The following is a 25,826-nucleotide window of genomic DNA, read 5'->3' as shown; positions in this document are numbered from 1 at the left end:
GCGCGGCACGAAGGCCGGCGGAAAGTCGGAGGGGAGCGGGCGGGAGAGGCGTCAGCGCGCCGAAGCAAGCAGCGCCCGGCTGTCGGGACTCTGTGCGCGCGCCAGGCGCAAGGCGGGGCCGTCCGGCGCCGCCTCGGGGGGCATCGCCGCGCATGGCGTGCGGCCGTGGCCGCCCATGATCGGCGCCAGCGTGGAGAGACTGCGCACGCAATCCGCCGCGACGCTGCGCGCGTCGTCCCGGTGCTCGCAGGCCGAGAGCAGCAAGGCAGCCAGTCCGGCGGAAACCCCGGCCGCAAGGCGGCGCATGAGGGGCAAAGAGTCGCAAAAATCCAACAAATCGGGCATCAAACATCCAAACGAAGAAGTCGAGCAGCGAATGTGCTCGTCAAATTCGGAGGAAGCTGGTAGATGCCGGCGCCGAGAATCCGCCGCCCGTCGGCGGGGCGGCCCCGCGCTCCGGGCGCGCCTTACTCGGCCGCTTGCCGCAAGGTCGCGACGACGGGGCGCCGCAGCACTTCGCGCAGACCCCACCAGCCAGCCGCGAGCGCCAGCACCGCGCCCGCGAGCGCGCCGGCGACCAGCACCAGGGGGGATGCGGTCCAGGTGAACTCGAACACGAAGCGCGCCAGCGCCCAGCCGATCACCGAGGCCACGATGCTGGCCAGGAAGCCGGCCAGCAGCCCGACCCCGGCGAGCTCCGCCCGCTGCACCTGGCGCAGCAGGCTGGCCCGCGCGCCCACCGCCCGCATCACCGCGAACTCGCGCGCGCGCTCCTCGCGCGTCGCCGTGACGGCGGCGAACAGCACCACCAGTCCGGCCGCGAGCGTGAAGCCGAACAGAAATTCGACCGCCCGGATCACCTGGTCGAGCACGCGCTGCACCTGGCCGATGGTGGCGCTCATGTCGACATTCGTGACGTTGGGGTAGCTGCGCACCAGCGCGTTGTCGAAACCCTTGACCTCGGGGGCGCGGAAGGCGCCCATGTAGGTGACCGGCACGTCGGCCAGCGAAGCGACTGTGTACATGACGAAGAAGTTGGCATGCATCGATCCCCAGTCGACCTTGCGCAGCGAGGTGATGCGGGCCTCGTTCTGCTGGCCGCCGATGTCGAAGCGCAGGCTGTCGCCGAGTTTCAGGCCCAGGGTCTGGGCCAGCCCCTCCTCTACGCTGAGCTCGCCCGCGGCATCCGTCTTCCAGGCGCCGGCGGTGACCAGGTTGTGCGGCGGCGCCTCGGCGCTGTTGCTGAGGTTGAACTCGCGATCGACCAGCCGCTTGGCGCGGTCCTCGCTGTAGTCGTCGGGCGAGACCGGCTTGTCGTTGATCGCCACCAGCCGGCCGCGGATCATCGGGTACCAGTCGAACTTCTGCACGCCGCTGGCGCGCAGGCTCTTCTGGAAGGCATCGCTCTGGTCGGGCATCACATTGATCACGAAGCGGTTCGGCGCATCGGGCGGCGTGGCCTTGCGCCAGCTCGACACGAGGTCGGTGCGCAGCAGCACCAGCAGGATCAGGGCCAGCAGGCCGACCGCCAGCGCGCTCACCTGCACCACCGCGTAGGCCGGGCGGGCCGAGATCTGCCGCGTCGCCAAAACCAGCCAGCGCGGTGCGGTGGCCTCGTTGACGCTGCGCCGCAGCACCCAGACCGCCAGCCAGCTCAGGAGCGCGAACACCGCCACCGCGCCCGCGAAGCCGCCGACCGCGATCAAGCCGAGCTTGAGGTCGCTGCTGGCCGCGACCAGCAGGGCCGCGAAGCCCGCCACGCCCAGCCCGAGCAGCGCGATCGAGGCCGGCTTGAGATTGCCGACATCGCGCCGGATCACGCGCAACGGCGGCACCTTCGCCAGCTGCAGCACCGGCGGCAGCCCGAAGGCGAACAGCAGCGTGAGGCCGACGCCGAGGCCGAAAGCCACCGGCCACAGGGTCGGCGCCGGCAGCGCGCTCTCGACCAGGCCGGCCAGCAGCAGCACGAAGACATAGTGCACGCCATAGCCGATGGCGACGCCGATCGCGCTGGCGACCACGCCGATCACCGCGAACTCGAAGGCATAGGCGGCCGCGATGGTGCGCTGGCTCTGGCCCAGCACGCGCAGCATCGCGCAGTCGTCGAGGTGGCTGGCAGCGAAGCCGCGCGCCGCCAGCGCCACGGCCACGGCCGACAGCAGTGCGGCCAGCAGCGCCACGAGATTGAGGAATTTCTCGGCCCGGTCGAGCGTCTGGCGCATCTCGGGCCGGCCGCTCTCGAAGGATTCGAGCCGGGCGCCCCGCAACTCGCCTTTCTTGATCGCTGCATCGACCTCGTCGCTGAAGCGCTTCACCGCGGCCGCCTCGCCCGCCACCGCGAAGCGATAGCTGACGCGGCTGGCCGGCTGCACCAGCCCGGTCCGGGCGATGTCGGCCTGGTTCAGCATCACGCGCGGCGCGAAGCTCATGAAGCCGGCTCCCCGGTCGGGCTCCAGGGTGATCACGCGCGCGATGCGCAGCCCGGCATCGCCGAGCATCAGCGTGTCGCCGACCTTGAGTGCGAGCGATTCGAGCAGCGGCCCGTCGACCCAGGCCTCGCCGGGCGCCGGTACTTCGCGCGTGGGCTCGCCCGGCCCCTCGGTGCCGGCCGCCACCTGCACCGCGCCGCGCAGCGGATAGCCGGGCGCCACGGCCTTGAGCGCCACCAGCTTGGTGGCGCCGCCCTGGGCCTCGCTGGCGCGCGCCATGGTCGGGAAGCCGTAGGTGCCGGCACCCTGCAGGCCCAGCGCCCGCGCGCGTTCGACGAAGGCCGGCGGCGTCGGGTTGTCGCTCGCGAGCACCGCGTCGCCGCCCAGCAGCTGGCGCGCGTCGCGCTGCAGGCCGCCCTTGAGCCGGTCGGCGAAGAAACCGACCGCGGTCAGCGCGGCCACCGCCAGCAGCACGGCGACGATCAGGAGACGGAGTTCACCGGCGCGCAGGTCGCGCCAGAGCGTGCGCCAGCCGAGGCGAAGAAAAGCATTCATGGGCCCGACGATAGCCGAGCCCAGCGCGCTTGCGAAATAGAAGGATTTAGGCTTTGGCGCCGGCCAGCTCCGGCTGCAGCACCAGCCTCCCGGCGCCCGCGAAACAGAGGAAGCGACGGTTGGTCGCCCGCCCGATCGCGCACAGGCCGACCCGCTGCGCGACCTCGTGGCCCATCTGCGTGATGCCGCTGCGCGAGACCACGATCGCCACGCCCATCTGCGCCGACTTGATCACCATCTCGCTGGTCAGGCGGCCGGTGGTGTAGAACACGCGCCCGCCGGCGAGCCGCGGCTGCATCGCGATCCAGCCGGCGATGGTGTCGATCGCGTTGTGGCGACCGACATCCTCGACGAAGCACTGCATGCGGGCCTGCTCGCCGTCCTCGAGCGTGAACAGCGCACAGCCGTGCACCGAGCCGGCCGACTTGTAAGTGCTCTCTTGCAGGCGGATCGCGTTGACCAGCGCATAGAGCTGCGCCTGGGTCATGCGGGTGTCCGGCAGCCGCAGGCTGTCGATGCCGGCCATCAGCTCGCCGAATACGCTGCCCTGGCCGCAGCCGGTGGTGACCACCTTCTTCGCGGTGCGCTCCTCGATGCGGTCGATGCCGGCGTGCGTCTTGACCGCGGCAGCGCCGACCTCCCAATCGACCGTGATGGATTCGACGTCGGCCGCGGATTCGATCAGCCGCTGGTTCAGCAGGTAGCCGAGCACCAGCAGTTCGGGCTGCGCACCCAAGGTCATCAGCGTGACCAGTTCGCGGCGGTCGACGTAGATCGTCAGGTCGCGCTCGGCGGGGATCGAGACCCGGCCGGCCTCCCCATGCTCGTCGACGACCTCGACCTCGCGCGTGAGCGGTGCACGGGCCTCGGTCAGCCGCGGCAGCGTCACTTCTTGGGGGCGGGGTTGGTCTCGGCCGAGGTCTGGTTCGAGCTCGGTGGCGAGGCCGCGGTGGTCGCCGGCGAATGCGCGCCCGAGGCCTCGATCGGCTTGACTTCGGTCGGCGCGACATAGGCGAAGGGGCCGGGATCGGTGCAGGGCGGCGTCGGCGTGGGAGCCGTCAGCTGCCGGCCGGCCGCGGTCGCCGCGTCGCGGTAGCGCGTCGCGACGCGGGTCTGGGCCTGGCACAGCTGGTAGGTATCGAGCTTCGCGCTCCAGGCGGTCCGGGCCGCGGCCTCGGCCGCCTTGGCCTTGGCTTCGGGCGTCGGGTTCGGCGCCGGCAGCTTGGCGAAAGCCGCCGGGGCTGCCATCAGCGCGGCGATCAGCGCGCCATGGGTCAACAGCTTGTTCATGAGGGACTTCCTTCGATCCGGATGCCGGAGCCCGACGCGGAGGCACGTGCCTCGGGGCTGCGTTGGGCCGGAATCTTGCCAGCCGCGATGTCGTTGTACCAGTAGGCGTGGTGCTCCCGGGCCCAGGTCTCGTCGACGTAGCCTGTGCGCATTGCCTTGTAGGCCCCCTTCATGCCGAGCGTGCCGATGTAGATGTGGCCCATGATCAGCGCCATCATGCACAGCGTGGCGACCGCATGGATCATGTGGGCGACCTGCATCTGGGCCCGCGTGTAGACGAAGCCCGGCAGCAGCTTGTCGAGGAACAGCCCCGAACCGATCACCAGCACACCGAGGAACAGCACGCCGCCCCAGAAGACCGCTTTCTCGCCGGCGTTGAAGCGGTCCGAAGGCGGCTCCTCGCCACCGAACAGGCCGCCGCCCTTCTTGAGCCAGGCCAGGTCGTTCTTGCGCGGCAGGTTGCTGCGGAAGAAGGTGAAGACCATGAACAGCGTGGTCAGCACGAACAGCGGTCCGACGAAGTTGTGCACCGTCTTCAGGACGTAGCTCAGGTAGCCGAACAGCGAGCCGCCCAGCACCGGCAGCAGGAAGAACTTGCCGAAGGCCATCACGAGACCGGAGATCGCGAGCGTCACGAAGGCGATCGCGTTCGACCAGTGCGTGGCCCGCTCGAAGGGCGTGAAGCGCTCGATCTTGCGGCCGGTTTCCTGGCCGTGCAGGCCGATCGGCCCGCGCGTGAAGTAGAAGATGGCCAGCGCAAGCAGGGTGACGAAGAGCAGCGCGGCGCCGTACGGAATGATCCAGTTGTTGCGCACCTGCCGCCAGGCTTCGCCGGCGTTGGTGTAGAGCGATCCGGGGTACTTGACGAAGCCCTGGATCAGGTTGCCCGCCTCGGGCGCCTCGTGCGGCGGCAGGCTGCTGAAGCCGGTCACGCCACCGCTCACCTGACGCCACATCGGCGAATTGTTGCCCGGCTGCACGCGGTTGCGCTCGCCGTTGGTCTGGTTCAGGTAGTTGGGATCGGCGCTGGCCTCGGGCTTGACGTCGAAGATGTTCTGGCTGCGGATGCCGCCCGTGGCGGGCGCCGCGGCGGCGGCCGGCGGCGGGCTGGTCGCGGCCGGTGCCTCGGCGACCGCGCCGGCAGCCACCGGATTGGCGGCCTGGGCGCTGGCCGCGCCGACGCAGCCCAGGGTCGCGGCGGCGAAGACGAGGGCGTTAAGAGCTGGTCTCATGCGCGCCTCCGAATCAGTTGATCCGCGTGTATTCGTTCTGACCATTGAGCGCGCGCTGCTTCAGGTGTTCCTGCCACGAAGCACGGTCGCCCACCGTCCAGCCCGGCGCGGTGAAGGCGGTGCCGGTGTTGGCCTGGGCGCCGGTGCCGGTGCCGGTCCAGGGCGCGGCGTCGACGCGCACCCCATGCGCATTGGTCTGCGGCTTCTCGGAGCAGGCGCCGAGCAGCAGCGCAGCGGCGAGCAGCGCCGCGGAGGTCAGGACGCGCTTCATTTCGATCCTCCGTTGACCGGCGCGATGCCGGCCTGCTGCGAACCGTAGGCGGTGCCCCAGCCCCAGACTTCGGCGCCCTTGCCGCGCGCCACCACGCGGGTGCGGAAGATGTCGGCCACGACGTCGCCGTCGCCGGCCAGCAGGGCCTTGGTCGAGCACATTTCGGCGCAGGCCGGAAGCTTGCCTTCGGCCAGGCGGTTGCGGCCGTACTTCTCGAACTCGGCTTCGGAGCCGTTGGCCTCGGGGCCGCCGGCGCAGAAGGTGCACTTGTCCATCTTGCCGCGGGCGCCGAAGGTGCCTTGCGACGGGAACTGCGGCGCACCGAAGGGGCAGGCGTAGGAGCAGTAGCCGCAGCCGATGCAGACGTCCTTGTCGTGCAGCACCACGCCCTCGTCGGTGCGATAGAAGCACTGCACCGGGCAGACCGCCATGCAGGGCGCGTCGGAGCAGTGCATGCAGGCCACCGAGATCGATTTCTCGCCCGGCACGCCGTCATTGAGCGTGACCACGCGGCGGCGGTTCACGCCCCAGGGCACCTCGTTCTCGTTCTTGCAGGCCGTGACGCAGCCGTTGCATTCGATGCAGCGCTCGGAATCGCAGACGAATTTCATTCTTGCCATGGGGAATCCTCTTCTAGTCAGTTGAGGACAGAGCAAAAACTGCTGTGCAGTTTCTTGGTCTGTCCCACAAGGTCTTTCATGCCCGTTCGACGTTGCAGACCGTCGTCTTGGTCTCTTGCATCATGGTCACGCTGTCGTAGCCGTAGGTGGTGCCGGTGTTGATCGCCTCGCCGCGCACGATCGGGTGCGCGCCCGCCGGGTAGTAGGCGAGCATGTCCTGCCCCTGCCAGTGGCCCGAGAAGTGGAAGGGCATGAACACCGTGTCGGGTCCGACCCGCTCGGTCACCAGGGCCTGCACGTTGAGCTTCGCGCCGGTCGGCGTGTGGACCCAGGCCCGCTCGCCGTTGCGGATGCCCTTCTCGGCCGCCACCTTGGGATTGATCTCGATGAACATCTGCTGCTGCAGTTCTGCCAGCCAGGGATTGGAGCGGGTTTCCTCGCCGCCGCCTTCGTACTCGACCAGGCGACCGGAGGTCATCACGTACGGGAAGCGCTCGGCGACCTTGTCGGCGATGTTCTTCTGCTGCACGCTCTTGTAGAGCGTGGGCAGGCGCCAGAAGGCCATCTTGTCGTCGTGCGTCGGGTACTTGGCCATCAGGTCGGGCCGGTTGCCGTACAGCGGCTCGCGATGCTGCGGGATCGCATCCGGGAAGTTCCAGACCACGGCGCGCGCCTTGGCATTGCCGAAGGGATGGCAGCCGTGGTTCTTCATGAACACGCGGATCATGCCGCCCGAGGGGTCGGTCTTCCAGTTCTTGCCTTCGGCCTTGGCCTTCTCGGCTTCGGTGAGTTCGTCCCACCAGCCGAGCTTCTTGAGCAGCAGGTGGTCGAGTTCGGGGTAGCCGGTGGTGATCGCGGCGCCCAGCGAGTGCGAGCCGTCCTCGGCCAGCAGGTTCTTGCCGTTTCGCTCGACGCCGAAGTTGGCGCGGAAGTTGCCGCCGCCGTCCATGACGTGCTTGGAGGTGTCGTACAGGTTCGGCGAGCCCGGGTGCTTGAGTTCGGGCGTGCCATAGCAGGGCCAGGGCAGACCGAAGTAGTCGCCGGCGATGTCGTAGCCGTTGACCTTGTCCTTGACCGAGCCCTTGGCACGCAGGGTGCGCACGTCGAAGGCCGCCATGTTGCGCATGTGGGCCTGCAGGCGCTCGGGACTCTGGCCGGTGTAGCCGGCCGCCCAGCAGCACTTGTTGATCTCGCGCAGGATGTCCTCGGGCACGGGTTCGTCCATGCCCTTGACCTGCTGCATCTTGTAGTTCTTGCTGAGCTCCTTGCCGAAGCCGAGGCGGTCGGCGAACTGCTGCATGATCATGTGGTCGCTGCGGCTCTCCCACAGCGGCTCGATCACCTTCTCGCGCCACTGGATCGAGCGGTTCGACGCCGTCACCGAGCCGCTGGTCTCAAACTGGGTGCAGGCCGGCAGCAGGTACACCGCGCGGTTCGGGTTCTGGTCTTCGGGACGGCCCGGCATCGCGGCCATCGCCGCGGTCGCCGACGGGTACGGGTCGACCACCACCAGCAGGTCGAGGTTGTCCATGGCCCGCTTCATCTCGAGGCCGCGGGTCTGCGAGTTCGGCGCATGGCCCCAGTAGAAGACGCCGCGCAGGTTCGAGTCCTGGTCGATCAGCTCGTTCTTCTCGAGCACGCCGTCGATCCAGCGCGACACCGTGATGCCGGGCTTGCTCATCATCGCGGGCGACGAGAAGCGGCCCTTGATCCATTCGAAGTCGACGCCCCAGGTGGCGGCGAAATGCTTCCAGGAGCCTTCGACCAGGCCGTAGTAGCTCGGCAGCGAGTCGGGGTTGGGGCCGACGTCGGTGGCGCCCTGCACGTTGTCGTGGCCGCGGAAGATGTTGGTGCCGCCGCCCGCGGTGCCGACGTTGCCGAGCGCCAGCTGCAGGATGCACGAGGCGCGCACGATCGCGTTGCCGATCGTGTGCTGCGTCTGGCCCATGCACCAGACGACGGTGCCGGGGCGGTTCTCGTTCAGCATCGTCGCGACCTTGAGGACCTGCGCCTCCTTGACGCCACAGGCCTCCTCGACCTTGTCGGGAGTCCACTTGGCCATCACTTCGGCGCGCACGTCCTCCATGCCGAACACGCGGTCATTGAGGTATTTCTTGTCTTCCCAGCCGTTCTTGAAGATGTGATACAGCAGGCCGAAGAGGAAGGGGATGTCGGAGCCCGAGCGGATGCGCACGTACTCGTCGGCCTTGGCCGCGGTGCGCGTGAACCGCGGGTCGACCACGATCATCTTGCAGCCGTTCTCCTTCGAATGCAGCATGTGCAGCATGCTCACGGGATGCGCCTCGGCCGCATTCGAGCCGATGTACATCGCGACCTTGGCATTGCGCATGTCGTTGTACGAATTGGTCATGGCGCCGTAGCCCCATGTGTTCGCCACGCCCGCGACCGTGGTCGAGTGGCAGATGCGAGCCTGGTGGTCGCAGTTGTTGCTGCCGAAGAAGCTCACGAACTTGCGCATCAGGTACGCCTGCTCGTTGCTGTGCTTGCTCGAGCCGATCCAGTAGACCGAGTCGGGGCCGCTGGCCTTGCGCAGCTCGACCAGGCGGGCCGTGATCTCGGTCAGGGCGGTGTCCCAGCTGATGCGCTCGTACTTGCCGTTGACCAGCTTCATCGGATAGCGCAGGCGGTATTCGCCATGGCCGTGCTCGCGCAGCGCAGCGCCCTTCGCGCAGTGCGCGCCGAGGTTGATCGGCGAGTCGAACACCGGCTCCTGGCGCACCCAGACGCCGTTCTCGACCACGGCGTCGGATGCGCAGCCGACCGAGCAGTGCGAACAGATGGTGCGGCGCACCTCGATCTTGCCGGCGCCGATCGCGGCCGCCTGCCCGGGCATGGCATCGGCCTTCTTGATCAGCGTGAGCTGGCCGGCCGCGAGGCCGACGCCCACGCCCAGGCCGGAGCGGCGCAGGAAGGCGCGCCGGTCCATCGTGGGCAGGGCGTTCGAGAGCCCGCGGCGCAGGCTGTGAACGAAGGGGGAGCCGGAAGAAGCGCGTGTTTCGCTGCCGTCACGCGCTGGAGCGGGCGATTTCTTGGTCAATAGCATCGTGGGCTTTCGTCTCAGGCTGACGTGGTCTTGTAGTAGCGCTTGACGTGCTCGCTCAGGGAGTAGCCGCCGCCCTTCTCGGGCGGGGGCGGGAGCGAGTTTGCGGCGGTGGCGGCGGGCGCCTCGACGACCTTGGGCAGCACCGTGACCGCGGCTGCGGCGGCGCCGACGGTGGCAGCCCCGAAAAAGAATCCCCGACGGGAAGCCGGCCGAGGGCCGGTAGTTTGGCTGTCCTGCATGACATCTCCAGGAGTGGCTGGCTGAACGAGATATGAAACCAGTTACATATCTTTGGATACTAGTCGAGACGTAGGCGAATGCGATCCGAAATATCCCTCGGTCTCAGTGCGACATGTCGAAACCCTGCGTCTCCACTTCCGAAAACGCCAGGGTCAGCCCGGCCAGCGCGGCATAGAAGCCGGCCCGGGGGTGCGCCGCCACGGCGTCGCACATCGCCGGCAGCCAGGGCTGCAGATGTGTAGCAAAGAATGCTTTTTGTTGCGTGAGATTGGCAACTTCCACGTCGTCGCCGGCGATCAGGTAGCGCATGACCTCGAACAGGCAGGCCACGTGGTCTTCGGACTCGGACACCGACGCGTCTCGCGCCAGCCCGAGGCGGTCGAGGTCGTTGCGCAACTGGGCCAGCGGCTTGTCGTTGAGGAATCCGCTCAGGTAGTGCGAGCCGAACAGGTAGACCTCGGGCTTGCCGATGCCGCCGAACAGGGCGTCGTATTCGGTTCGCAGCTCGGCCAGGGCGGTGCTGCGCGCGGCACCGACCAGCTGCCGCCAGGGCTCCTCGAGAAAAGCGCCGGCAGCCGGCGCCTCGGTCGGCGCGACCTGGAAGGCTTCGAGCAGTTCGGCATCTGGCGCCGCATACCAGAGGCGGGCCAGCAGGCCGTAGAGCTCGGCCCGGGCAACCTCTTCGTCGAGCGCGGAAGTGACGGGGATGCGCGTATTCATAGCGGCGTGATCTTCATTTCGTTCGATGCGCTGTACAGGTCGATGACCCGGCAGTCGCTGCACATCTTGAGGCGCTCCAGCGCCTCGCCCTGGAACATCGCGTGGCCGGCCAGCTTGCCGAGCATCGCCTCGATCGCCTTCTGCGTGCCGAAGGGCTTGCTGCAGCGGATGCAGGCCCAGGGCTTGGCCTCGTTCAGAACCACCGGCTGCTTGCGCTCGGGCGCCGCGAGCAGCCGCGGCACCAGCGAGATCGCGTTTTCAGGACAGGTGGTTTCGCACAGGCCGCACTGCACGCAGTTCTTCTCGATGAAGCGCAGCTGAGGCGCATTCGCGTTGTCCTGCAGCGCGCCGGCGGGACAGGCGCTGACGCATGCCAGGCACAGGGTGCAGCTGTCCTTGTTCACCGCGATGGCGCCGAATGGCGCACCCGTCGGCAGCGGGATCGCCAGCGGCTCGCCGGCCGGGGCTCGCAGCGCCGGCGCTTCATCCATGAGATGGTCGAGCGCGAGTTCGAGCGTGCTGCGCTTCTCGGCACCGACCGCGAAGCGGGCCGGCTGGCCGGGCACCTGCTGGCGGGTCTCGCGCAGGCCCGCCAGCGCGGCGTCGAGCGCCGCCGGCGAGCTGGCCTCGATCAGGCGGAAGTGCGTGCCCGCATAACCCAGCCCACGCAGCAGCGCCTGGGCGATCTCCATCTGGGTGGCGAGCGCTGCCCGGTAGCCCGGCGCCTCCTCGCCGGTCGCCAGCACCAGCACCTGCGACGCACCGAAGGCCACGGCCGAGAGCCAGAGGTCGATGCCGGTGCTGGCCGCATGGAACAGTCCGACCGGGATCACGTGGGCCGGCACGCCATGGGCACGGCCGAGCTGGGCCTGGCGGCCCAGTTGCTCGACCAGCGCCTGGCCGCCCTCCTGGCTGTGCAGCAGCAGCGCGGCGTCGCGGCCGCCCGCCGCCGCATAGGTGGACAGCAGCGTGCGCAGCTTCAGGCCCTGGTGCGGCGCGCGCGGATAGGTGTAGCCGAGCGCGCCGGTCGGGCACACGGTGGTGCAGGCGCCGCAGCCGACACAGAGGTTCGGATTGACGACGATGCGCTGGCGCTCCTTGTCGCTGGAGACCGCGTGCGCCGAGCAGACCTCGATGCAGGCATTGCAGCCGACCACCTCGTTGCGGCTGTGGGCGCAGAGCTTCTGCTTGTAGTCGAAGAACTTCGGCTTCTCGAATTCGCCCACCATGTCGCGCAACCGCAGCAGCGTCTGCAGGCCGCTGGCGTGCGCCAGCCCGCCGGGCACGTGGAAGTAGCCCTGCGGCGGCGCGTGCCAGTCGATGGCCGGCGCGGCCCCGAGGTCGAGCACCAGGTCGAAGGCACCCTCGAGGCGCTCCGGGGTCCGGTCGAAGCGGATCGCGCCGGCCACGCTGCAGGCCCGCTCGCAGTCGCGATGGCCGCTGCACTTGCCGAGGTCGATCTGGTAGTCGAGCCCGATGGCCTGCTCGGGACAGGCCGCGACGCAGGCGTTGCAGCGCGTGCACAGGTCGAGGTCGATGGGGTTGTCTCGCGTCCATCGCAGCTCGAAGGCGCCGAGCCAGCCGGCCAGCGACTCGAGGCGGCCGGCGAGCACCGGCCAGCGCCGCTCCTGGGCGCCGCCGAGCGCACCCGGGCCCTGGGAGAGGATCGCGACCTCGAGGCTGTCGCCGACCAGCGCGGCCGCCCTCTCGGCCTCGTCGAGGGCGCCGATGATCAGCAGCCGGCCCTGGCTCGCATAGCTCACCGTGGCGACCGGGTCCGGCTCGGGCAGGCGGGCGGCCGCCAGCAGCGCCGCGATCTTCGGCATCGCGCTGCGGGCGTCGCGGCTCCAGCCGCCGGTTTCGCGGATGTTGACGAAATGGATTGGCGACGTGGCGGCTGGCGTCTGCTCGGCCAGTTCGCCGAACAGGCGCTTCTCCTGGGTGCAGGCCACGACCACCTCGTCGCCGGACTGGATGGCACGCTGGAAGGAAGCCGCCTCGCGGCGGCACAGGGCGGAATGAAGGGGAAGGGTTTCAGCCAGTGCGGTCCCGAGCGTCTTCGGCTCGAGGGGCATCGTCTGGTTGCAGTCGCAGATCAGCGTGGTGGTCATCGGTCGGTTGGCTGGCTGGTTGCGCATCGGCAACCGGCGGGCTGGGGAGGTCTCCTGGATCGGACTGTGCCACGTCGGCCAATCCATCGTTCACGGGAGTTTCTTGGGGGTCTTCCTCGAAGAGCTTCAAAAACTTCGCGCTCGCCATCTGGCGCAGCACGCTGTCGGGCAGGGGCGAGGGCTTGGCGTAGTCGTCGATGTAGATGTCGAGCCCGTCCATCACATTGAAGTGCGGATCGGCAAAGAGCTTGCGGAAGGCGGCGTTCTTGACCTCCGGCGCCACCCCCTCGGCAACGAAGGGCTTGAAGTCCGAATCGATGCCGAGCGCCTCGGCGTCGGCCAAGGTGAGCGGCGGTGGTGCCTCGGCGGGCGGTGCAGGCACCGATTCGGGCGTCGCAGCGACCTCGTGCAGTTCGGGCAGTTCGGGCTCGGCCTTCAGCGCCGGCTCCGCGGGCACCTCGCCTCCGGCACGTACCTGCTGTTTACGCCTGGACCAGCGATCGAAAAAACCGTCAGACATCACCGGCCCCCCTGCCCCGTTTCTTCTCAGTGGAGACGCTCGCCGCGTTGCCGAAGCGGTCGACCAGCGGCCGGAAGCTCTCGGGCCGCTTGCGCTTCTTGGGTTCGACCACGTAGTGCTCCTGGACGAAGGCCCGCAGCCAATCGAGCACCTCGGCGGGCGCCGGCACCTGTTCGACGATCTCCTGCGCGTCGAGCCAGCGGCCGGCCTCGTAGTAGCTCAGCGTCACGACCACCGGGCGGGGGATCGGCTCCGGGCCCAGGGTCGCTTCCTCCTCCATGCGCCAGAGCACGAACCAGCACGGCGCCGGCGTGGTCGCGTTGAGGTGGTAGCCCTCGGCCTCGTCGCGGAACAGCTCGACCTTGAAGCCCGGATGCAGCCAGCTCTGCTCGCCCTGGTCGTCGCGCAACAGCCGCGGCGCGGTGCCGAAGCCGGGTTCGTCCGGAACCACCGAATCGAGCGTCCAGCGCCAGGGCTGCCAATGGCTCGATGGGCCGTGAAGCCGTTCGCGCCGCATCACGACCGCGACGTCGAGCGTCGGCAGGTTCGGGGCAGCGTTGGTTTCAGGGTTCGCCATGCGGGCGACGATAGCCGATGCCGGAGCACCCACAGCCGTCGCGTGTTTGCAGCTTCGGCCTCGGAAGCACGCCGCGGCCGCATTTCGTGACAAAGGTCCGCACAAAAAGGAAACCTTAGTTCTCATTTTTGAGAAATGCCGGTTTTCTGCGCTTCAATGGACTCATTCCACCGGAGACCCGCATGAGCTACTACGAACACCATCACGAACTCGAGGCCCTCGAGGTGACCGTGTCCGAACTCCTGATGGCGACCCCGGACATGAGCGACCCGCTGCTCGACCCGTCCGTGCACCAGGTGCTCAGGCTGCTGCGCGACCAGCACGGCATGGAGGCCGCCTTCGCTTGCGAATTCGCCGACGGCCGCCAGGTCTCGCACCGCCGGCAACCCTCGGAGCGCGCGCAGTTCATCGACGAGCAGGCCGAGCCGCTGGAGCTGGCTTTCTGCAAGCAGGTGCTGCGCGCCCAGGTGCCCGCGGGCTGCTACCTGAGTGCGCCGGTGGTGCTGGCCAATGGCGCGATCTACGGCACCTTCTACTCTTTCAGCTTCAATCCCGATCCGGCGCTGGAGGCACGCGACCTCAAGAAGCTCGAAATGGCTGCGCAACTGACCGCGCGGCTGATTGCGGAGCGCCGCCAGCGCAGCGCCGTGCCGGCCCAGGCGCCCACGCCCATGTCCACGCCCATGTCCGCGCTGGCCCCGGCATCGCACAGCCGGCCGGCAGCCGCCCACTACGCCTGAGCCGTGTTCCCGCGCTCAGCGCGCGAACACGCGGCGTTCGGGCAGGCGCCGGACGGCGCTGCGCGCCATCTGCCCGTCCACTTCCAGCAGCTCGCCCGGCCGGGTCATGAGCCGCAGCGCATCGATTGGCGGCAGCATGCGGCTGTAGAGAAAGCGAAGCTGGCAATCGCCGACCGTGATCGCGTCGCCATTGGCCAGGGCGTGTGCCCTGACTTTCTGGTTATTGACGTAGGTGCCGTTGCGGCTGCCCATGTCGGTCAGCAGGTAGCTGTCGCCGGTCCACTCGATGGCGGCGTGGTGCCGGCTCACGCGCTGGCTGTCGATGCACACGCTGTTGCTGCCGGACCGCCCGATGGTCGTGATCGGACCTGCGATGTTGACCTGCCGCACGCTGCTGTTGCGAGCCAGGATGATCAGTCTTGCCATACCCCGTTCCTGTAGTTCATTGGACTGGCATGAAGCTTAGGATCCGAGGCTCCCTTCGAAAGTAGGAAACAGAAGGGTTAATCCATTCCTGTTCGTTTCAGGGGTGGCAACTGTTGGCATACGGGCCGGTTTCGCCCGCCCGCCTTCAATGGGTGACGCGGCCCCGCATCGCCGCCGGATGCCCGGCCAGGCGGAAGGTCTTGCCGGTGTCGACCAGCGTGTCGCCCTCGACGCGCAGGATCGAGATGTCCTGGTCGATGAAATTGCCGACGTAGAGGTACTTGCCGTCGGCACTGAAGACCGCGCCTTCGGGCAGGCCGCGCACCACGACCTCGTTGCTGCGCGTGACCTTCTTGCCGTCGATCCGCAGCGCCACGACCGAGCCGTTGCGGTTGTAGAAGTAGGCGTTCTTGGCCGCATTGCTGCCGCGCAGCAGCACCGCGACCGCCAGCTTGCCGGTCGGGCTGACCGCCAGCCCTTCGGGCCCGTCGCCGACCACCACCTTGTCGATGACGCGCGGCGGCGAGGCCTCCAGGTCGATCACGCTGACGGTGTCGACTTGGCCGTCGGACGCGCCCGAGTTGCCGTTGTCGGAGGTCAGCGCCAGCTTGCCGTCGGGCGTGACGTCGACGTTGTAGGGCCAGAGCCCGGCCGCGAGGTCGACCTTGTTGTAGCTGACCTTCTCGCCGTCGACATCGAGCAGCGCGATCTTGTGGTTCGGGAACTTGGCCGCGAGCGCCCAGCGGCCATCCGGGGTGAAGCGCACGTGCGCGACCGACTCGCCGATCGCCACGGTGTCGATCAGCGTCACCTTCTGGCCCGCGATGCGCAGCACGCTGATGGAGTTGTCGGCCCGATTGGCGACCAGCGCCAGGGTGCCGGCACGGTTGATCGACAGGCCCGAGGGCTGCTTGCCGACCGCGAGGGTATCGATCAGCTTCGGCGGAGTGGCCGTGAGGTCGATCACGAACAGGCGGTTGTCGGGCACCTGCCTGCGCACGCCGTTCTCCTCGACCACGTTGACCGAGTTGGCGACCAGGGCGAGCTTCTCGTCGGCCGTGATCGCGAGGTTGGTCGGCGGGCCCGCGATCGTGTTGTCCATCGCCAGCGTGCCGACCACGCGCGGCGCGAGCGGGTCGCTGCCGATGTCCAGCACCTGGACGCTGTCGCGCCCGGGCGCGCCGAGCTGCACCGCGCCGGCGTCGTTCCACGATTGCTTCTCGTCGTTGGCGACCAGCATCAACTGGCGCTGGCCCGGCGCAGACTGAGGCCCGGCACAGCCGGACAGCACGGCGATGCCGCAAAGCACGGCCAGGGCGAGAGGGAATCGAGGGCGGATGCGCATGGGATGTCTCCTTGTTGTCGAGTTTCCGAAGCAGGCACATCCTAGCGGCCGGAAGCCGCGCGCGGCAGAGGGCAAGCGCCGCCCTCAGCCCCTGGTCTTGCCCCGCCCGCCGAAGCGCGACTCGAGGAAGTCGAGCAGGGCCCGCAGGGCGGCGCTGTTGTGGCGCCGCTGCAGGTAGGCGGCCGACAGCCACATGTCGCTGCGCACGTAGTCCTGCAGCACCGGCACCAGTTCGCCGTGGTCGACGTGCGGCTGCACCAGCATCTCGGGCATGTAGATCACGCCGAAGCCCTGCAGCGCGATCTCGATCAGCGGGGCCGCCTCGGTCGCATCCATGCGGCTCCTGACCTCGACATCGAAGGGCTGGCCGTCGACCTCAAAGCGCCATGCCGGATGCGAGCCCAGGCGCGACTGGGTCAGCGCGTCATGGCCGGCCAGCTCGCGCGGATGGGCCGGCTTGCCGTGCTTCTTCCAGTAGAGCGGCGAGGCGCACACCACCAGATCGCGGCGCGCCAGCTTGCGCACGATCAGGTTCTCGTCCTCGATCGGGCCGAAATGCAGCGCCAGGTCGATCGCATCCTCCGCCATGTCGATCGGACGGTTGGTCAACTGCAGGCTGACGCAGACGTCGGGATAGTGGCCCATGAACTGGCCGAGCAGCTTGGGCAGGTCGCCCTGCCCCGAGCCCAGCGGCGCCGAGATGCGAAGCCGTCCGGTGGGATGGTTCGCGTGTTCCTGGACCTCGGCCTGGGTCAGCTCGAACATCTCCATCATCGGCTTGCTGCGTTCGAGCAGCAGCGCGCCGGCATCGGTCAGGCTGACCGCGCGCGTCGAGCGGTTGAGCAGCCGCACGCCGAGCCGCGTCTCGAGCTCAGCGATGTACTTGCTCACCGTCGCCTTGGAGACGTCGAGCTTGGTGGCGGCGCGCGAGAAGCTGCCGTGCGAGGCGACCTCGCGGAAGGTTCTGATCAGGTCGAGACTGTCCATGGCAGGCGCGCATTGTCGCCTGTCGCACCGCTGCCGTAGCCGGCCGCCGCCACCGGCGCGCCACCGCGCCGGATCTGCACCGCGCAGTACTTGAACTCCGGGATCTTGCCGAAGGGATCGAGCGCCGCGTTGGTCATCAGGTTGGCGGCCGCCTCGTAGTACGCGAACGGCACGAACACCGCACCTGCGGGCGTGCCGTCGTCGCGCCGCACGTGGATCGCGACCTCGCCCCGTCGCGAGCGGATCGTGATCACGTCGCCCGCCTCCAGGCCCAGCGACTGCAGGTCGCCCTGGCACATCGAGGCCGTGGCCATCGGCTCGATCGCATCGAGAACGCTGGCGCGGCGCGTCATGCTGCCGGTGTGCCAGTGCTCGAGCTGGCGCCCGGTGATCAGCACGAAGGGATAGTCGGCATCGGGCCGCTCGGCGGCCGGAATGATGTCGGCCGGCACCAGCTTCACGCGGCCGTCGGCGGTCGGGAAGTTGTCGATGAAGACGATCGGCTGGCCCGGATCGTCGGCATCGAGGCAGGGATAGGTCACGCTCGACTCGCGCTGCAGGCGCTCCCAGCTGATGCCGCTGATCGCTGCGTGCATGGCCTGGCGCATCTCCTCGTAGACCGCGGCGACCCCGGACTCCTCGCCTTCGTAGCGCCAGTCGAGGCCCATGCGCTGAGCGATCTGCTGGATGATCCAGAGATCCGGCTTCGCGTCGCCGGGCGGGTTCAGCGCCCGCTGGCCGAGCTGCACCATGCGGTCGGTATTGCTCACGGTGCCGGTCTTCTCGGGCCAGGCGCTGGCCGGCAGCACGACATCGGCCAGCCAGGCGGTCTCGGTCATGAAGATGTCCTGCACCACGAGATGCTCGAGGCTCGCCAGCGCATGCCGCGCATGGTTCAGGTCGGGGTCGCTCATGGCCGGGTTCTCGCCCATGATGTACATGCCGCGGACCTTGTGCGGATCGTCGTCGGGCGCCAGCGCCTTGTGCATGATCTCGACCACCGTGTAGCCCGGCTTCTCGTCGAGCGGCACACCCCAGAAGTTCTCGAACCAGGCGTGCGCGCCGGCGTTGTCCACGCGCTGGTAGTTGGGGAACATCATCGGGATCAGCCCCGCATCGCTGGCGCCTTGCACGTTGTTCTGGCCGCGCAGCGGATGCAGGCCCGAGCCCGGCTTGCCGATCTGGCCCGTGACCGTGACCAGCGCGATCAGGCAGCGCGCGTTGTCGGTGCCGTGCACGTGCTGGCTGACGCCCATGCCCCACAGCACCATCGCGCCCTTGGCGCTGGCGAAGGCGCGCGCCACCTCGCGCAGCGTCTCCGCGGGCACGCCGCAGATCGGCGCCATCGCCTCGGGGCTGTAGCCCTTCACGTTCTCGCGCAGGGCCTCGAAATTGCTGGCGCGGTCGCGGATGAAGGCCTCGTCCACCAGGCCCTCGTCGATCACCGCGTGGATCAGCGCATTGAGCATCGCGACATCGGTGTCGGCCTTGAACTGCAGCGTGCGCCAGGCATGCCGGCTGATGTCGGTGCGGCGGGGGTCGGCCAGCACGATCTTGGCACCGCGCTTGGCGGCATTCTTCATCCAGGTCGCGGCCACCGGGTGGTTCGCGGTCGGGTTGGAGCCGATGATGAAGATCAGTTCGGCGTGCTCGACGTCGTTGACCGGGTTGCTCACCGCGCCGGAGCCAACGCCTTCCAGCAGCGCCGCGACGCTCGACGCATGGCACAGGCGCGTGCAGTGGTCGACGTTGTTGCTGCCGAAGCCGGTGCGCACCAGCTTCTGGAACAGATAGGCTTCCTCGTTGCTGCCCTTGGCGGAGCCGAAGCCGGCCAGCGACTTCTTGCCGTGCGTGTCGCGCAGGTCCTTGAGCTTGCCTGCCGTCAACGCCAGCGCCTCTTCCCAGCTCGCCTCGCGGAAGGCCTCGCTCCAGTCCCCCGGGCGCGGCGCCTGGTCGAAGTCCTTCGGAAAGCCGGGCTTGCGGATCAGCGGCTTGGTCAGGCGCTGCGGGTGGTGCGCATAGTCGAAGCCGAAGCGGCCCTTGACGCACAGCCGGCCATGGTTGGCCGGCCCGTCGCGGCCGTCGACGCTGACGATCTTCTCGTCCTTGACGTTGTAGGTGAGCAGGCAGCCGACGCCGCAGAAGGGGCACACCGAATCGACCTTGCGGTCGACCTGCTGCGAGCCGACGTGGCTCTTGGGCATCAGCGCGCCGGTCGGGCAGGCCTGCACGCATTCGCCGCAGGCCACGCAGGTGCTCTCGCCCATCGGGTCGTCGAGGTCGAAGACGATCTTCGAGTGCTCGCCGCGCATCGCATAGCCGATCACATCGTTGACCTGCTCTTCGCGGCAGGCGCGCACGCAGCGGTTGCACTGGATGCAGGCATCGAGATTGACCGCCATCGCGGGGTGCGAGACGTCGGCCGAGGGCTGTTCGCGGCGTAGCGCCTTGAGCTCGGGGCGCACGGCGACGTCGAGCCGGGCCGCCCACTCGCTCAACTCGCCATGCGGGCGGGAAGCGTCGTCGCCGATCCATTTGTAGCCCTGCTCGGGCATGTCGGACAGCAGCATCTCGACCACCATCTTCTGGCTCTTGCGGGCGCGCTCGCTGGCCGCCTGCACCTTCATGCCAGCCGTCACGCTGCGGCAGCAGCTCGGCGCCAGGGTGCGCTCGCCGTCGATCTCGACCACGCAGGCGCGGCAGTTGCCGTCGGGGCGCAGGCCGTCGGTGTAGCACAGGTGCGGGATCTCGACGCCGTGCCTCTCGGCCGCCTTGAAGATGGTCTCGCCCTCGAAGGCCTCGACGGCTCGGCCGTCGAGCGTGAACGCGACGGTCTGCGGCATCAGTTCGGAAAGCTTCGCCGGTGCGTTCATTGGATTTCCTGCGGGAAGTACTTCTGGATGCTGCGGATCGGGTTCGGCGCCGCCTGCCCGAGGCCGCAGATCGACGCATCGCCCATCACCTGGGCCAGGTCCTCGAGCGTCGCGTTGTCCCAGGTGGCGGCCTGCATCAGGGCGGCCGCCTTGGTGGTGCCGACGCGGCACGGCGTGCACTGGCCGCAGCTCTCGTGGGCGAAGAAGCGCATCACGTTGAGCGCCGCGTCGCGCGCCCGGTCGTGCTGGCTCAGCACCATCACGGCGGCCGAGCCGATGAAGGCGCCGTGCGGCTGCAGGGTGTCGAAGTCGAGCGGGATGTCGTCCATGTGCGCGGGCAGGATGCCGCCCGAAGCGCCACCCGGCAGGTAGGCGTGCAGCGTGTGGCCGTCGAGCATGCCGCCGCAGTATTCGTCGATCAGTTCGCGCACCGTGATGCCCGCGGGCGCCAGCTTGACGCCCGGATGCTTCACTCGCCCGCTGACGCTGAAGCTGCGCAGCCCCTTGCGGCCGTGGCGGCCGAAGCCGCTCCACCACTGCGGGCCGCGCTCGACGATGTCGCGCACCCAGTAGAGCGTCTCGAAGTTGTGCTCGAGCGTCGGCCGGCCGAACAGGCCGACCTGCGCGATGTAGGGCGGCCGCATCCGCGGTTCGCCCCGCTTGCCCTCGATGCTCTCGATCATCGCGGACTCCTCGCCGCAAATGTAGGCGCCGGCACCGCGGCGCAGCTCGATGGTCGGCAGCGGGCACGGCGGGTCGGCACGCAGCGCGGCGAGTTCGGCCTCGAGCAAGGCCCGGCAGTCGTGGTATTCGTCGCGCAGATAGATGTAGCAGGCATCGATGCCGACGATCTGCGCCGCCACCAGCAGGCCTTCGAGGAAGCGGTGCGGGTCGCGTTCGAGGAAGCTGCGGTCCTTGAAGGTGCCGGGCTCGCCCTCGTCGATGTTGATCGCCATCACGCGCGGTGCGGGCTGGTCGCGCACGATGCGCCACTTGCGCCCGGCCGGAAAGCCCGCACCGCCAAGGCCGCGCAGGCCCGAATCCTCCAGGGCCCGGATCACGGCCTCGGCATCTTCCTCGCCATTGACGAGCCTCGCCGCCAGCGCGTAGCCGCCATGTGCCCGGTAGGTGCGGTAGTCGGCGAAGGGCGGCAGTGCCTCGAACGGCTGGTCGGGCTGCGAAAGACTCCGTTCCGCCAGTTCGGCGGGTGCGAAATGGGCCGGGCGCCGCGCCGCCGTATCGGGCCCCGACGCCAGCGCCTGCAGCACCTTGTCGACGGTCGCCAGCGGCACGGCCTGCTGGTGGACCGCTACCGCCGGCGCCTGCTCGCAGCGGCCGAGGCACGGCGCCGCGATCACCCGCACATCGGCGCGTCCGGCCAGGCCCAGCAACGCCGGCAGGCGCTCCCGCAGCGAGGACGCGCCGGCCAGTTCGCAGGCCAGGCCGTCGCAGACGCGCACCGTGAGCCCGGGCGCCTGCTCGTCGCCGTGCACCACCTCGAAGTGGTGATAGAAGGTCGCGACCTCGTACACCTCGGCCATCGGGATGCCGGTCAGGGCCGCCAGGGCCACCAGGTGCCGCTCGCGCAGGCAGCCGTGGGCGTCGTTGATCCGGTGCAGCTGCTCGATCAGCAGGTCGCGCCGGTAGCCCGCCAGCGGCCGCGGGCCGATCAGCGCGAGCACCTCGGCCAGTGCGTTCTCCTCGGGTTGACGACCCTTCAGCCGGCTCTTGCGGCGGATGCGCTCGCGCAGCTGCTCGGGCGTGGCCAGCGGGATGGACTCGATCTTGTTCTGGGTGCCTGGGTAATTCATTGCCTCGGCTGTCTCGTGGAAGTGTCGGGCCGCGAGGAGCCGCAGCCTGGGCGACTGTCGGTCGCTTCGGCGCGCTTGGCAAATTGAATCCTCACATGGAGTGATTCAATAAAGAAATGAAGCGCCGGACCGGCCGGCCTTCCCGGGTCAGCCGCGCAAGGCGCCGCTGTGGGCCGCGACTTCGGCCTGCCAACCCGGGCTCTGGAGCAGCGCCAGCGCCGCCTCCAGCGCCCGCGACGGCCGCACCGCCGTCTGCGTCATGAAGCCGATCGGCGTCCGCACCTCGGGCCCAACCAGCGGCAGCGCCTCGAGCTGGCCCTGGCCGCGGACCGCGTCCACCATCGCGCCCGGCAGCACCGCGCAGACCTGCCCGGACAGCACGCTGAGCGCCAGGGTCAGCACCGAATTGGTCTCGATGGCCGGCGCGACCACCGCGCCCGCCGCCTTGAAGGCCTGGTCGACGATCGAGCGGTTGTGCATCTCGGGCGTCAGCAGGCACAGCGGCAGCCCGGCCGCCTGGGCCCAGCCGATCGGTTCCCCGATCCGCAGCGGCCCGGCGCCGCCGCCCTCGGCCCGGCGCAACAGGAAGTAGTGCTCGATGCTCTGCGGCCAGGCCGTGAGCTTGACCTCCCGCGGCTGCATGCGCTCGGTGTAGCCGAGCGCGATGTCGAGCGACAGGTTCTCGAGGCCGGTCTCGAGTTCGAGCGAACTCATCGACAGCACCGTCGGCGCGATGCCCGGATGGCGCGCCTGCAGCTGGGCTGCGAAGCGCGCGAGCAGCGGGATCGCGGTGGGCACGGCCGCCATGCGCAGGCTGCCGCGCGGATACCCCTCCTCGCTCTTCAGGAGCTGCTGCAACAGCTCGTTCTCGCGCAGCATGCGGTGCGCGGCCGCCAGCACGGCCTCACCTTCGTGCGTGAGCCCGGCATAGGTGCGGCCGCGCTTGACCACCACCACGCCGAACTCCGTCTCGAGCGCGCGCAGCGCATTCGACAAGGCCGGCTGCGTGATGTGGCAGGCCTGGGCGGCACGGCCGAAATGGCGGTGCTCCTCGAGCGCGACGAGGTAGCGCATCGAAGCCAGGAGGTTCATCTGGCTTCAGGTGTTCTTCGAGACCGTGATGGTCGGGAACTTGGCCGAGAAATCCTTGGCTTTCTCTGCGATGCCGACCGCCACGCGCCGGGCCACCGCCTTGTAGATGCCGGCCACTTCGCCGTCCGGGTCCGCCACCACGGTCGGCTTGCCGCTGTCGGCCTGCAGCCGGATGTTGATGTCCAGCGGCAGCGCTCCGAGGTAGTCCATCTGGTATTGCTCGGCCATCTTGCGGCCGCCATCGGCGCCGAAGATGTGCTCGACGTGGCCGCAGTTCGAGCACACGTGCACCGCCATGTTCTCGACGATGCCGAGGATCGGCACGCCCACCTTCTCGAACATCTTGATGCCCTTGCGGGCGTCCAGCAGCGCGATGTCCTGCGGCGTCGTGACGATCACCGCGCCGGTCATCGGCACCCGCTGCGACAGCGTGAGCTGGATATCGCCCGTGCCCGGCGGCATGTCGACGATCAGGTAATCCAGGTCCTTCCAGTTGGTCTGCCGCAGCAGCTGCTCCAGCGCCTGGGTCGCCATCGGGCCGCGCCAGATCATGGCTTCGTCGGCATCGACCAGGAAGCCGATCGACATCACCTGCACGCCGTGGTTCTCCAGCGGCTCCATGGTCTTGCCGTCCTCGCTCTCGGGACGGCCCTGGATGCCCAGCATCATGGGCTGGCTCGGGCCGTAGATGTCGGCGTCGAGCAGCCCGACGCTGGCCCCCTCGGCGGCCAGCGCCAGCGCCAGGTTGGCCGCGGTGGTGCTCTTGCCGACCCCGCCCTTGCCCGAGGCCACGGCGATGATGTTCTTGACGTTCGGCATCAGCTGCACGCCGCGCTGCACGGCATGGCTGATGACCTTCGTCGCCATGTTGACCGACACGTTGTCGACCCCGGCCACGGTCTTGGCCGCGGCCACCAGCGCGCGGCGCAGGGCCGGCATCTGGCTTTTGGCCGGATAGCCCAGTTCGATGTCGAAAGACACCTCGCCCTCGTGGATCTGCACGTTCTTCAGCGCCCGGGTGCTGACGAAATCCTTGCCGGTATTGGGGTCGAGAACGGATTTGAGCGCCTGCGCGAGCGCCTCTTGGGTAACTGCCATTGATCACTCCTGAATGGCGGGTAGTCTAGTGCGGCCCCCGAAAAGCCGAAGCCGGTGCATCCTTGACCCCACCGGCGCGGTCGATTCGGCGGCTGTCGCAGCAACGCGGGTACGCTCGACCGGCCATGCCGTCGCCGCCTCAGCCTCATGCCTCCACCCCCGTTCCCGCCACCGGCCTCGTGCTGACCGGCGGTGGTGCGCGCGCCGCCTACCAGGTCGGCGTGCTCCAGGCCCTGGCCCGGCTGCGCCGCGCTGCCGGGGCGAGCGGACAGGCCAATCCGTTCCCGATCATCACCGGCACCTCGGCCGGCGCCATCAACGCGGCCGCGCTGGCCTGCGGCACCGACGACTTCGACGCCACCGTCCGCCGGATCGCGCAGGTCTGGTCCCGGCTGGAGGCAGGGCAGATCTACCGCGCCGACGCCTTGACGGCGCTGCGCAGCGATGCGCCCTGGGCGCGGCTGCTGTCCGCCGGCTGGCTGATCGCCCGCTGGCGACGCAGCGGCCTGCGCTCCCTGCTCGACAACACACCGCTGCGCCACCTGCTCGAGAACCTGGTGCCGCTCGACCGGCTGCCCGGGCTGATGGCGGGAGGCCATCTCGAGGCGCTGGCGATCACCGCGTCGAGCTACAGCTCGGGCGAGCACGTGACCTTCTACCAGGCCGGCCCGGCCCAGCAGCCCTGGCTGCGCTCGACCCGCATCGGCGAACCGGTCCGGATCAGGCACGAACACCTGCTGGCCTCATCCGCGATCCCCTTCGTCTTTCCGGCGATGGCGCTGGAACTGCATGGCCGTTCCGAATACTTCGGCGACGGCTCGATGCGGCAATCGGCGCCGCTGGCCGCGGCCATCCACCTGGGCGCCGAGCGCATCCTGGCGATCGGCGCCGGCCGAATGCAGGAGCCGCCCGACGCCCTGGCGCCCAATGCGCTGAGCGGCGACCCGACCCTGGCGCAGATCGCCGGCCATGCGCTGTCGAGCATCTTCCTGGACGCCCTGACCTCCGACGTCGAGCGCCTGCGCCGGATCAACGCCACCCTGGCGCTGGTTCCACCCGAGGCGCGCGCCGCCACGAACCTGCGCCCGGTCGAACTGCTGCTGATGGCGCCTTCGGAGCGCATCGACCTCATTGCCGCCCGGCATGCCGCCGCGCTGCCGGCCGCCGTCCGCAGCCTGCTCGGCGCCCCCTCGCTGCCGGCGGCGAGCGCCGCCCTCAAGGGCTCGGCCCTGGCGAGCTATCTGCTGTTCGAGGCCGGCTTCACGCGCGAGCTGATGGCGCTCGGACGGGCCGACACGCTGCGCCAGCGCGAGGCCGTGTGCGGCTTCTTCGGCTGGAATCAGCCCTCGGGCCCCCATCGCTTGACCATCCGCACCGCATCCTCCACGTCCTCGTAGTAGCCCGGACTCAAGCCCGCTTCCGTGAAACCGTGGCGGCGATAGAAGGATTTGGCGGCGGCGTTGCCGGCCCGGGCCTCGAGCTTGATCGTCCGGATGCCGGCGACCTGCGCCGTCGCCTCCAGCCAGGCCAGCAGGGCCGAGCCGAGGCCGATGCGGCGCTGCGACGCCCGGACCGCGAACAGCGAGATATGGGCTTCCTCGTCGCCGTAGCGCATGATCGCGAAGCCCTGCAACTGGCCATCGCGCCGCAGCACTGCGACGTTGGTGGACTCGTCCAGGATGCTGCGGAGCACCCGGCGCGCGGTCCAGCGCCACGACAGGCCGGTCTCGATCGCGTCGCGCGACAGCACGGCGATCGCCGCCGCATCAGCGACCTCCGCAAGGGTGATTTCGTAGGCGGTGATCACGGCTGGCCTCCGGTTGCG

Annotated in this window: 23 protein-coding genes; 2 read left to right on the top strand and 21 right to left on the bottom strand. The window is 69.2% G+C overall.

The window, feature by feature from the left end; genetic code table 11:
* Positions 1-51: 51 nt before the first annotated feature.
* From QTI45_RS00340 to QTI45_RS00280, 13 genes are all read right to left on the bottom strand, one after another.
* Positions 52-306, bottom strand: coding sequence for a hypothetical protein (locus tag QTI45_RS00340; RefSeq protein WP_286369214.1), 255 nt, complete (start codon positions 304-306; stop codon positions 52-54).
* Between the two features lie 161 nt (positions 307-467).
* Positions 468-2,984: an ABC transporter permease gene (locus QTI45_RS00335; protein WP_286653268.1), complete on the bottom strand. Its 2,517-nt coding sequence runs from the start codon at positions 2,982-2,984 to the stop codon at positions 468-470.
* Positions 2,985-3,030: 46 nt separating this feature from the next.
* Positions 3,031-3,873 carry a formate dehydrogenase accessory sulfurtransferase FdhD gene (locus QTI45_RS00330; protein ID WP_286369212.1) on the bottom strand — a complete coding sequence of 281 codons (843 nt, stop codon included), beginning with the start codon at positions 3,871-3,873 and terminating at the stop codon, positions 3,031-3,033.
* Positions 3,870-4,274: a hypothetical protein gene (locus QTI45_RS00325; RefSeq protein WP_286369211.1), complete on the bottom strand. Its 405-nt coding sequence runs from the start codon at positions 4,272-4,274 to the stop codon at positions 3,870-3,872. Before QTI45_RS00325 ends, QTI45_RS00330 begins: the two co-directional genes overlap by 4 nt.
* The gene (locus QTI45_RS00320; RefSeq protein ID WP_286369210.1) at positions 4,271-5,506 is read right to left on the bottom strand and encodes a formate dehydrogenase subunit gamma; all 1,236 of its coding nucleotides are present in this window, start codon (positions 5,504-5,506) and stop codon (positions 4,271-4,273) included. The genes QTI45_RS00325 and QTI45_RS00320 overlap by 4 nt, the downstream gene beginning before the upstream one ends.
* Positions 5,507-5,519: 13 nt before the next feature.
* Positions 5,520-5,777: a hypothetical protein gene (locus tag QTI45_RS00315; protein ID WP_286369209.1), complete on the bottom strand. Its 258-nt coding sequence runs from the start codon at positions 5,775-5,777 to the stop codon at positions 5,520-5,522.
* Entirely contained in the window at positions 5,774-6,397 is a 624-nt protein-coding gene (gene fdh3B, locus QTI45_RS00310) for a formate dehydrogenase FDH3 subunit beta (protein WP_286369208.1), read from the bottom strand. The genes QTI45_RS00315 and fdh3B overlap by 4 nt, the downstream gene beginning before the upstream one ends.
* A gap of 76 nt (positions 6,398-6,473) precedes the next feature.
* Positions 6,474-9,461 carry a formate dehydrogenase subunit alpha gene (locus tag QTI45_RS00305; protein WP_286653267.1) on the bottom strand — a complete coding sequence of 996 codons (2,988 nt, stop codon included), beginning with the start codon at positions 9,459-9,461 and terminating at the stop codon, positions 6,474-6,476.
* A 14-nt stretch (positions 9,462-9,475) separates the two neighbouring features.
* Complete coding sequence (locus QTI45_RS00300) at positions 9,476-9,700, bottom strand: formate dehydrogenase (protein WP_286369206.1); 225 nt, start codon at positions 9,698-9,700, stop codon at positions 9,476-9,478.
* Positions 9,701-9,803: 103 nt separating this feature from the next.
* Entirely contained in the window at positions 9,804-10,421 is a 618-nt protein-coding gene (locus tag QTI45_RS00295; RefSeq protein ID WP_286369205.1) for a TorD/DmsD family molecular chaperone, read from the bottom strand.
* On the bottom strand, positions 10,418-12,496 hold the full coding sequence (locus QTI45_RS00290) for a 4Fe-4S dicluster domain-containing protein (RefSeq protein WP_286369308.1): 2,079 nt from the start codon (positions 12,494-12,496) through the stop codon (positions 10,418-10,420). Before QTI45_RS00290 ends, QTI45_RS00295 begins: the two co-directional genes overlap by 4 nt.
* Entirely contained in the window at positions 12,456-13,052 is a 597-nt protein-coding gene (locus QTI45_RS00285) for a DUF3306 domain-containing protein (protein WP_286369204.1), read from the bottom strand. The genes QTI45_RS00290 and QTI45_RS00285 overlap by 41 nt, the downstream gene beginning before the upstream one ends.
* Positions 13,045-13,629 carry a DUF3305 domain-containing protein gene (locus tag QTI45_RS00280; RefSeq protein WP_286369203.1) on the bottom strand — a complete coding sequence of 195 codons (585 nt, stop codon included), beginning with the start codon at positions 13,627-13,629 and terminating at the stop codon, positions 13,045-13,047. The genes QTI45_RS00285 and QTI45_RS00280 overlap by 8 nt, the downstream gene beginning before the upstream one ends.
* A gap of 182 nt (positions 13,630-13,811) precedes the next feature.
* Here QTI45_RS00280 and QTI45_RS00275 point away from each other — a divergent pair, with 182 nt between their 5' ends.
* Positions 13,812-14,369 carry a hypothetical protein gene (locus tag QTI45_RS00275; protein ID WP_286369202.1) on the top strand — a complete coding sequence of 186 codons (558 nt, stop codon included), beginning with the start codon at positions 13,812-13,814 and terminating at the stop codon, positions 14,367-14,369.
* A 15-nt stretch (positions 14,370-14,384) separates the two neighbouring features.
* Here QTI45_RS00275 and QTI45_RS00270 read toward each other — a convergent pair whose 3' ends face one another.
* The 7 genes from QTI45_RS00270 to apbC form a co-directional block, all read right to left on the bottom strand.
* The gene (locus QTI45_RS00270; RefSeq protein WP_286369201.1) at positions 14,385-14,795 is read right to left on the bottom strand and encodes an FHA domain-containing protein; all 411 of its coding nucleotides are present in this window, start codon (positions 14,793-14,795) and stop codon (positions 14,385-14,387) included.
* 145 nt (positions 14,796-14,940) lie between these two features.
* Positions 14,941-16,140, bottom strand: coding sequence for a YncE family protein (locus QTI45_RS00265; protein ID WP_286653266.1), 1,200 nt, complete (start codon positions 16,138-16,140; stop codon positions 14,941-14,943).
* Positions 16,141-16,224: 84 nt separating this feature from the next.
* Entirely contained in the window at positions 16,225-17,127 is a 903-nt protein-coding gene (locus QTI45_RS00260) for a LysR family transcriptional regulator (protein WP_286369199.1), read from the bottom strand.
* Positions 17,109-20,000, bottom strand: coding sequence for a formate dehydrogenase subunit alpha (gene fdhF / locus QTI45_RS00255; RefSeq protein ID WP_286369198.1), 2,892 nt, complete (start codon positions 19,998-20,000; stop codon positions 17,109-17,111). The genes QTI45_RS00260 and fdhF overlap by 19 nt, the downstream gene beginning before the upstream one ends.
* The gene (locus tag QTI45_RS00250; protein WP_286369197.1) at positions 19,997-21,811 is read right to left on the bottom strand and encodes an NADH-ubiquinone oxidoreductase-F iron-sulfur binding region domain-containing protein; all 1,815 of its coding nucleotides are present in this window, start codon (positions 21,809-21,811) and stop codon (positions 19,997-19,999) included. The genes fdhF and QTI45_RS00250 overlap by 4 nt, the downstream gene beginning before the upstream one ends.
* A 147-nt stretch (positions 21,812-21,958) precedes the next feature.
* Positions 21,959-22,903: a LysR family transcriptional regulator gene (locus tag QTI45_RS00245; RefSeq protein WP_286369196.1), complete on the bottom strand. Its 945-nt coding sequence runs from the start codon at positions 22,901-22,903 to the stop codon at positions 21,959-21,961.
* A gap of 6 nt (positions 22,904-22,909) precedes the next feature.
* On the bottom strand, positions 22,910-24,001 hold the full coding sequence (gene apbC, locus QTI45_RS00240; RefSeq protein WP_286369195.1) for an iron-sulfur cluster carrier protein ApbC: 1,092 nt from the start codon (positions 23,999-24,001) through the stop codon (positions 22,910-22,912).
* Positions 24,002-24,126: 125 nt separating this feature from the next.
* Between apbC and QTI45_RS00235 the strand changes: the two genes are divergently transcribed.
* Positions 24,127-25,398, top strand: a complete 1,272-nt coding sequence (locus QTI45_RS00235; protein WP_286369194.1) for a patatin-like phospholipase family protein — start codon at positions 24,127-24,129, stop codon at positions 25,396-25,398.
* Here the strand turns inward: QTI45_RS00235 and QTI45_RS00230 are convergent.
* The gene (locus QTI45_RS00230) at positions 25,341-25,808 is read right to left on the bottom strand and encodes a GNAT family N-acetyltransferase (RefSeq protein ID WP_286369193.1); all 468 of its coding nucleotides are present in this window, start codon (positions 25,806-25,808) and stop codon (positions 25,341-25,343) included. The genes QTI45_RS00235 and QTI45_RS00230 overlap by 58 nt on opposite strands.
* Positions 25,809-25,826 lie beyond the last annotated feature (18 nt).

The sequence above is a fragment of the Variovorax saccharolyticus genome, from assembly GCF_030316765.1.
GTDB lineage: Bacteria > Pseudomonadota > Gammaproteobacteria > Burkholderiales > Burkholderiaceae_C > Variovorax > Variovorax saccharolyticus.
This window is presented reverse-complemented; position numbering and strand designations above follow the sequence as displayed.